Source organism: Mesorhizobium sp. M7A.F.Ca.MR.362.00.0.0 (assembly GCF_004023175.1).
GTDB lineage: Bacteria > Pseudomonadota > Alphaproteobacteria > Rhizobiales > Rhizobiaceae > Mesorhizobium.
Genome location: NZ_RZTF01000244.1, coordinates 2878 through 9850 on the forward strand (window position 1 = coordinate 2878; position 6973 = coordinate 9850).

At 62.8% G+C, this 6973-nt stretch carries 12 protein-coding genes; 3 read left to right on the plus strand and 9 right to left on the minus strand.

Annotated features, from left to right (window positions below):
* Positions 1–54: 54 nt before the first annotated feature.
* The 7 genes from EOC06_RS24820 to EOC06_RS24850 all read right to left on the minus strand — a co-directional run bounded on the left by EOC06_RS24820 (position 55) and on the right by EOC06_RS24850 (position 3568).
* Positions 55–666 carry a LysE family translocator gene (locus EOC06_RS24820; protein WP_127319518.1) on the minus strand — a complete coding sequence of 204 codons (612 nt, stop codon included), beginning with the start codon at positions 664–666 and terminating at the stop codon, positions 55–57.
* An 81-nt stretch (positions 667–747) separates the two neighbouring features.
* Positions 748–1068 (minus strand): YkgJ family cysteine cluster protein, encoded by a 321-nt coding sequence (locus tag EOC06_RS24825; protein WP_164874009.1) that lies wholly within the window; start codon positions 1066–1068, stop codon positions 748–750.
* A 55-nt stretch (positions 1069–1123) separates the two neighbouring features.
* The gene (locus EOC06_RS24830) at positions 1124–1291 is read right to left on the minus strand and encodes a hypothetical protein (protein ID WP_127319514.1); all 168 of its coding nucleotides are present in this window, start codon (positions 1289–1291) and stop codon (positions 1124–1126) included.
* 1 nt (position 1292) lies between these two features.
* Positions 1293–1700: a hypothetical protein gene (locus tag EOC06_RS24835; protein ID WP_013532398.1), complete on the minus strand. Its 408-nt coding sequence runs from the start codon at positions 1698–1700 to the stop codon at positions 1293–1295.
* The gene (locus EOC06_RS24840) at positions 1700–1927 is read right to left on the minus strand and encodes a hypothetical protein (protein WP_013532399.1); all 228 of its coding nucleotides are present in this window, start codon (positions 1925–1927) and stop codon (positions 1700–1702) included. The genes EOC06_RS24835 and EOC06_RS24840 overlap by 1 nt, the downstream gene beginning before the upstream one ends.
* Positions 1928–2289: 362 nt before the next feature.
* Positions 2290–2499 (minus strand): cold-shock protein, encoded by a 210-nt coding sequence (locus EOC06_RS24845; protein ID WP_010915421.1) that lies wholly within the window; start codon positions 2497–2499, stop codon positions 2290–2292.
* Positions 2500–2914: 415 nt separating this feature from the next.
* Positions 2915–3568: a glutathione S-transferase family protein gene (locus EOC06_RS24850; protein ID WP_128309027.1), complete on the minus strand. Its 654-nt coding sequence runs from the start codon at positions 3566–3568 to the stop codon at positions 2915–2917.
* Between the two features lie 196 nt (positions 3569–3764).
* Between EOC06_RS24850 and EOC06_RS24855 the strand changes: the two genes are divergently transcribed.
* Positions 3765–3953, plus strand: coding sequence for a CsbD family protein (locus EOC06_RS24855; protein WP_128309028.1), 189 nt, complete (start codon positions 3765–3767; stop codon positions 3951–3953).
* A 58-nt stretch (positions 3954–4011) separates the two neighbouring features.
* On the opposite strand, the gene EOC06_RS24860 is transcribed toward EOC06_RS24855, so the two are convergent.
* Entirely contained in the window at positions 4012–5142 is a 1131-nt protein-coding gene (locus EOC06_RS24860) for a metallophosphoesterase (RefSeq protein ID WP_164898720.1), read from the minus strand.
* A gap of 110 nt (positions 5143–5252) precedes the next feature.
* Here EOC06_RS24860 and EOC06_RS24865 point away from each other — a divergent pair, with 110 nt between their 5' ends.
* Complete coding sequence (locus EOC06_RS24865) at positions 5253–5846, plus strand: hypothetical protein (protein ID WP_128309030.1); 594 nt, start codon at positions 5253–5255, stop codon at positions 5844–5846.
* A 64-nt stretch (positions 5847–5910) separates the two neighbouring features.
* Here EOC06_RS24865 and EOC06_RS24870 read toward each other — a convergent pair whose 3' ends face one another.
* Entirely contained in the window at positions 5911–6585 is a 675-nt protein-coding gene (locus tag EOC06_RS24870) for a TetR/AcrR family transcriptional regulator (RefSeq protein WP_128309031.1), read from the minus strand.
* Positions 6586–6681: 96 nt separating this feature from the next.
* On the opposite strand from EOC06_RS24870, the gene EOC06_RS24875 reads away from it, so the two are divergent.
* The coding region (locus EOC06_RS24875; RefSeq protein ID WP_164898718.1) for an NIPSNAP family protein at positions 6682–6973 on the plus strand (292 nt) is incomplete at its 3' end.

Below are 6973 nucleotides of genomic sequence, written 5' to 3' on the forward strand. Positions count from 1 at the left end.
GAATAGCGCAACAAAGAGGAGCGGATCAGCGAGACTGAACCGCTCCTCGTGGCGCTACCGATCGGCCAGCGCCAGCTTCGCGCCAAGCATGACGAAGGCGCCGGCGAAGGTCCGGCGCATCCAGGTCAACACCATTGGCCGCGAGACGACGTGGCTGCGGATCGAGGCGGCGAAGATGCCGTAGCCGACGAAAACCACGAAGGTCAAAAGCATGAAGACGGAACTCAGTTCCAGCATCTTCGACAGCGCATTGGGCTCCGTGGTGCTGACGAACTGCGGCAGGAAGGCGAAGAAGAAGATCGACAGTTTCGGATTGAGCACGTTGACGAGGATACCGGTGGCAATCACCTTGCCGGCCGAGCGCGGCGTCACATCCTGGTCGACGCTGAGGCCGCCCTTTTCCTTCAGTGTGTTCCAGGCCATGTAGAGCAGGTAGGCGACGCCGAGATATTTCAGCGTCTCGAAGGCGAGCGCACTGGTGTGCAGCAGCGCCGCCAGGCCAGTGATGGCGGCGGCCATGTGCGGGATGATGCCGAGCGTGCAGCCGAAGGCGGCGATGACACTGGCCCGCGCACCGCGCGAGAGGCCGGCGCTCAGCGTGTAGAGAACGCCGGTGCCGGGCGAAGCCACGACAATCAGGGACGTCAACAGAAATTCGATGCTCACGATGGTTCCTCCGGCACCCTACCCAACCAGGAAGGTATCGGGCTGCGGGTCGGCGCACAAGCGGAGGCGATTGGAGATTGGCTACACCGGTAACCCGAGCGCCTGGCGTGCCATCAGGCACTCCTCGTCGCCGGGCATGCAGGCGCGACAGACGTCCGGCCGGACGTCGTAGATGCCGCAAGCGGTCGACTTGCCGATCTCGCCGGACAGCGCCGAGCAGCGCACGCCCTCGCAGCGCATGCCTGACAGGTCAGATGCGACATATTTTTCCGGGATACGGTCGAGCTGTGCGTCATCCTCGGTGGAAAAGCGCGGCCACTCGGCCGAATAGGAACAGCAGGCACCGCAGCTTTGGCAATCGAAGGTGCCGTGTTGCGACGACAAAACGCTCGCGGCGGCCACCAGGGCGGACAGCCCCGGCGCGGCGGGGTTTTGATCGGCGTCTTGCGGCAAGGCGCTATTTCTTCTTAGCCGTCTTGCCCTTCGGCGAATCCGCCGGCGACTTGAACAGATCGGTCGCGGCCTCGGTGGCGTCGCCGGCTTTCGGCGCGGCAACCGGCTTGGCCGGTTTTGCCGCAGCACCCGAGGCTGCCGTCTGATCCTTGGAGGAGAATTTTATGGCCATGTCAGTCCTCGTCGGCGAAGCGCGATGATGGGGCGCGCGGATTGCGCAGGCGGCCGATCAGCGCCGAAACGGCCGTGATGTTCATTTCCTCGGGCGACCAGTTTTTCACCGCCTCGATGTGATGGGCCGCCAGCTCGCGATGCGTGCTGCCGCTGTAGGCGGCGTCCTGATAAGTCACCCGCTCATGGGTCTTGGCGTCTTCGCGGACATATTCGATCAGGTAGTTCGGGCATTCGGCGCGGCCACGCACGCCGACGCGCACCTGGGCATCACCGTGGGCACGCTTGCAGCGTTCGAGCTTTTCCAGCACACGCCGGACGAATTCGACCGGCTTGTCGAGGCCTTCGACCATATCGGCAATGGTTGCGTCGGCGGCGATCGGTGTTGGCGGTACGCGTTTGGTAGCCATCAGCGTCTTCCGGCCCGCTTCGGCAAAGCGGCTAGCGCGGCGGCGGCGGCCATCTCGTCGGCCTCCTTCTCCAGCCGCAATTCGCGCAGACGCGCGGTCTTGGCTTCACGTGCCTCGCTGACGGCGTCGCGCTCGGAATTGATGCGGTTGAGCGACATCGACTGGGTTTGCGTCTTGCTGAACAGGGACACGGCCTGATCGACGGTTGTCTTTGAACTGGTGGTCAAATCTTTCTCCTGTCAGGAGCCTGTGCCGATGGAGCGAGACCGGGTCTTCGGTCAGGATCACGCACAAAGCAATACGCGCGGCGAATTCAAATTGCTGGAGCGTCCCTTAGCACGTCCAGGCCGGCGCGCAGCGCACTTTCGGCGGCAAGGCGCGCAAAATGAAAAAGGCCAGGCACCGCCTGACCTTCATGGAGCGCCGCGCAACCAGATGACATCCAAAAAGGATGCACCGGGGATGCACGAACGCCCTTCTCATGCGCATGATATGCCGTGGAAACTCAGGTCTCCGCGGCCATGCGCCCGAATTCGCCACTCACCGGTGCCAGTACATCCGTGGTCACCGGGAGAGCTGAATTCTTTTTTCAGGCCGCCTTCAACTGGTCGGCGGACATCTTGCCCGACTTGTTGTCGCGGACCATCTCGTAGCCGAGCTTCTGGCCCTCGACGATGTCGCGCATGCCGGCGCGCTCTACGGCCGAGATGTGGACAAAAACGTCGGCCGAGCCGTCGTCAGGCTGAATAAAACCAAAACCTTTGGTGGCGTTGAACCATTTAACTGTGCCGGTGCTCATGACGAACCCTTTCCATGGCAAATATTCGTTCGACGCCATGCGGATGCACAACGTCGTTTGTCCCGATTTTTGATGTGGGAAGTTCGTCAAAGGCGCGCTCGAAAGCGCGGATAACAAAAGTCAGTCAAACAAATATCGACGATTTGCTTATAGGCTTCTTTTGGCGCGCTGTCAAATTTGCATAAAGCCACAGCTGCGGAATTCTCCCAAACCACCTGGCCAAAACACCTTGCATGACGGCAAATCGGACGCCAAACAGCGCGCTTGCGCCAACTTGAGAAAAGTCCAGGAACCATCTGCGCAGACGCGCATTTATTCGGTGTCATCAGCAGTTCATGAGAGCAATCGAATAACAGTTGATGGCAAAGACGCCCCCCGCACGATAAAAGGTGCGAGGGGCGTTTTCGTTTGGATCCTATTCGTCCGGACCGGGTTCCGGCCACGTCTCCCTGGCCGCCTCGGCATACCAGTGGCGCATCGCCGGCGTTGCCAGCACGGCGTCGACATAGGCGCGCGTATCCGGCGCCAGCGTGCCGCCATAGGTGTCGAAACGGGTGACGACAGGCGCATACATGGCATCGGCCGCGGTGAAGTGGCCGAACAGGAACGGGCCGCCCTTGCCGTATTTTTCCCGGCACTGGCGCCACAGCGCCTCGATGCGGGCGCGTTGCGCCTCGCCCTCGGCGTCGAGCGGCTTGTGGGCCTTGGGCCGACGCAAATTCATCGGCCAGCCATAGCGAACCTCGCGAAAGCCGGAATGCATCTCGGTCGCAGCCGAACGCGCCAGCGCACGGGCGTCGATATCGGCCGGCCAGAGCTTTTTTTCGGGAAACAGGTCGGCGAGATATTCAAGGATGGCAAGGGTTTCCCAGACGATCTTGCCACTGTGATTCAGCACCGGCACCTGACCTGTCGGCGACACTTTCGCCAGATTGGCAAAGGTTTCAGGCGTGCGCAGCCGCACGAAACCTTCCTCGAACGGGATCTCCAGATGCCTCATCGCCAGCCATGGCCGCAGCGACCATGAGGAGAAACACTTGTTGCCGATATAGAGCGTAAATTCTGCCATTTTTCTCCCCGCACGCCTGGCCTCGATAATCCCATTGCGAACGCATGTTCACAGCCTAGCCCACCGACCTTGCCCCGGGCGGCGGCCGCGCGACCTGATCTGCCGTCCGGGCGACGCCTGGAACCTAACCGACGCCGGCTCGTTAGCTACCCGCAAATGAATTCCTCCGAATTCACACCCCAGGAGATGCGCAAAAATGGTGAACAAGGATCAGGTCGCGGGCGTGGCCAAGCAGGTCAAGGGCTCGGTCAAGGAAGCCGCGGGCAAGGCAACCGGCAACAGGCAGACCCAGGCCGAAGGCACGGGCGACAGGATCGCCGGCAAGGTGCAGAAGGCCTATGGCGACGTCAAGGACAAGGTCAAGAAGGGCAAGAAGGCGCTCTGATCCGACATCGAGAAACGCGGTTTGTCGAGGGAAAGGCGGCCGCGAAGGCCGCCTTTTTTCATGTGCTCCAGCCCTTGCTGAAAGCATTGGTGAAGGCAACCTCGCCATGATCGCCGGTCGCCTCGCCCAGCACCACGTCCATGCCGTCGCTGGTCACCCTGGCCAGCGCGAAACCGCCCATATAGGCAGCCTTCGGCTTGAACAGGTCGATCCCGTCCCTGCGATAGATCAGCGGCGTTTCGTGCTGGTGGCCGTGGAAAATGCCGACGACATTGTAGCCCTTCAGCGCCGCCAGCAACGCTTGCCGGTCGGCCTCGCTCCACCAATGCGGCGCACCGGTGCCGTCATCATCGAAGTGCCTCTTGGCGGCATCCCAGCGTTCGACCGAGAAAGTGTCCCAGCCATAATGCTGGAACAGGATGACCGGACGGCCGTCCGCCGCATAGGTCGCCAGGTCCTGCTTCAGCCATGGCAGGCTGCTCTCGGCGCCGTGGCCGGTGTCGCCGGCGAAACGATGCGTCTGGATCAGATGCAGGCCGCCCCAGTCCCAGGAGTAGCAGTCGGTGTCGACATCATAGTCGGTGGCCGGCACCGGCGGCTTGAAGAACACGCCGGCGCGATGGTTGACCTCGACATAGTCGCGCAGTTCGCGCCGGTACCAGTCGACATGGTGCGGTGGCCCGTTCTGGTCGAGATCATGGTTGCCGAGTCCGATATAAACCGGCATGTGCACACGATCCGGACCGACGCCCTGGCTGTAGCGCTGGCTGAACTGGAGCAGTTGGGTGCCCTCGCTCGGCTGGGTGATCTGGCCGCCGCCATCGTCGGTGACGTCGCCGCCGACGACGAGGCCGAGCGGCGTGCCTATCTTGCCGGCGGAACGCAGGCCGGTGGCGACGCCATTGATCTCGGCCGGCCAGTCCTTGTCGCCAAGCGCATTCAGCACCGCCACGTTGCGCAGCAGCGCGGCGTCGGTCTTGCCCTCCTGCAGGCAGTTGGGGCTCAAGCCGCTCGCCATGCGGCAGGCATGGACATCGGCGATGAACAGGAAGGTGACGTCGATCGCCTGGACGCGTTGCCCGGTCTGGCCGAAGGCCGGCCGCGGCAAGGCGCCGGCCGCGGCAAATCCCGCAGCCTGTACCAGGAAGTTGCGTCGGGAAAACGATCCAGTCGAACGGCGATTCATCATCTGCTGATTCAGCATGGACAGCAGCCGGTCGTCCAGCGCCTCTGCGCCATCATCGACATGACGCCACGGGTCTGGCATGTCTCACTTGCGCAAGCGGAGCAGAACGAAAAATGAAAGCCGCACCTATCTGCATGATGCTGGCCGCGATGCTGTGCGCGAGCACCGCGCATGCCGCCGGTTGCGTCGACGCCAAGTCCGCCAGGAAGGGTTTCATTCTGGCGAGACCCGGCATCCACAGCGAATTTCGGCCCGTGGCCGGCGGGATGATGTCGGTTGCCAACACCTACGAATCGCAATCGCCCCAAACCCAATATTTGTTCGCCGGCCTGATCGAGGTGTTTCGCGACAGCGACACCGGCCGGCAGGCGATGATCCCGTTTTCCGATCTGCGAAAGCTGTTCCCGCTGAAGGCGGGGGCAAAGGCCACGATAGAGTTCGTCGAGTTGTCGCCGAACAAGCCGCCGAAGGGCACAAAGACGCTGAGCCTTGTCGTCAAGGGCAAGGAGACATTCAGTCTGGGCGACTGCAAATACAATGTCCTGGCGGTCAAGGAGACCTTCAAGAACGGCGCCGGCGAGACGCTGGATTCATTCACCGCCCTCTATGCGCCCGATCTGCAAGCCGCGCTCGCGCGGCGCTACGATGAAGGCACCAGTTCGGAATCCGTCAACGGCTACGAGACGATCAAACCGCTGGCCGAATAGCTGAACCCCAGCCCGGCGTTCCCCACCTCGCCCGGCATCGGATGAAGAACGCAGCGCCGCAAAGTCAAGAGGTTCTCGGCCGTGGCAGTATCCTGTTGCGTCGCCTGGCAACCAAGCCGCCCGGCGACGGCGCGCTGCGCTCCAGCCCCGCCAGGCAATACCGCAGCACACCGGCATCCTGCGCCGTCTTGGCCATCGACATCGCCCCGGAATAGGCGGCGACCGTCAGCGCGGCGAAGCGTTCGGGGTCCGTGCCCTCGTCCTTGCCCGCCTGCTGGTCGGCACGCAGCTTGTCGGCAATCGCGCGCCGCCACCCGGCAAAAATCCCGGCAAGGGCAGTGCGAAAATCGGGATCGGCAAGCGACAGTTCGTGCGCCAGATTGTTGAGCGGGCAGCCGCGCACGAAACCCTGCTGCTCCAGTTCCGCCGCCACGGCCTCGAACACCGAGCGCACGCCCTCGCGCGCCGATGCCGCCGCCAGCACCGGGGCGATCCATGTCTCTTCGACCGCTGCCGCCACACGCTCGTCGATCACAGCCAGCGCCAGCGCCTTCTTGGTCGGGAAGTGGTGATGCAGCGCGCCGCCGCTGACATCAGCCGCCGCCATCAGATCGCCGATGCTGGAGGCGTGATAGCCACGCGCCTGGAAGGCGTCCTCGGCGACATCGAGCACTTTCTTGCGCATGCCTTCAGGGTCGTTGGTGCGTTTTCCCGGGCGCGGTTTTGGCTGGACGGTCATCTCTGCTGACATTGCCGAACTTTAGCATGTTGACAAAACAGGACAACCGGTCTGTTTTACAAAACAGGACGATCACCCTGTTTTGGAGAATGTCGGATGAACCTGCCCCAGAACGTTGCGACGAAACCCTCGGCGCTCGCGTCGCCTGTCGTCGAGCTTCGTCAATACACGCTGAAGCCTGGCCGGCGCGACACGCTCATCGGCATCTTCGACGGGAGGCTGATCGAGGGCCAGGAGGACGCCGGCATGACCATCATCGGCCAGTTCCGGGACCTCGATCGGCCTGACATGTTCGTCTGGATGCGCGGCTTCGACGACATGGATGCGCGGAAAAATGCTCTCGCCGCTTTTTATGGCGGGCCGGTCTGGGCGGCGCACAGCCATGCGG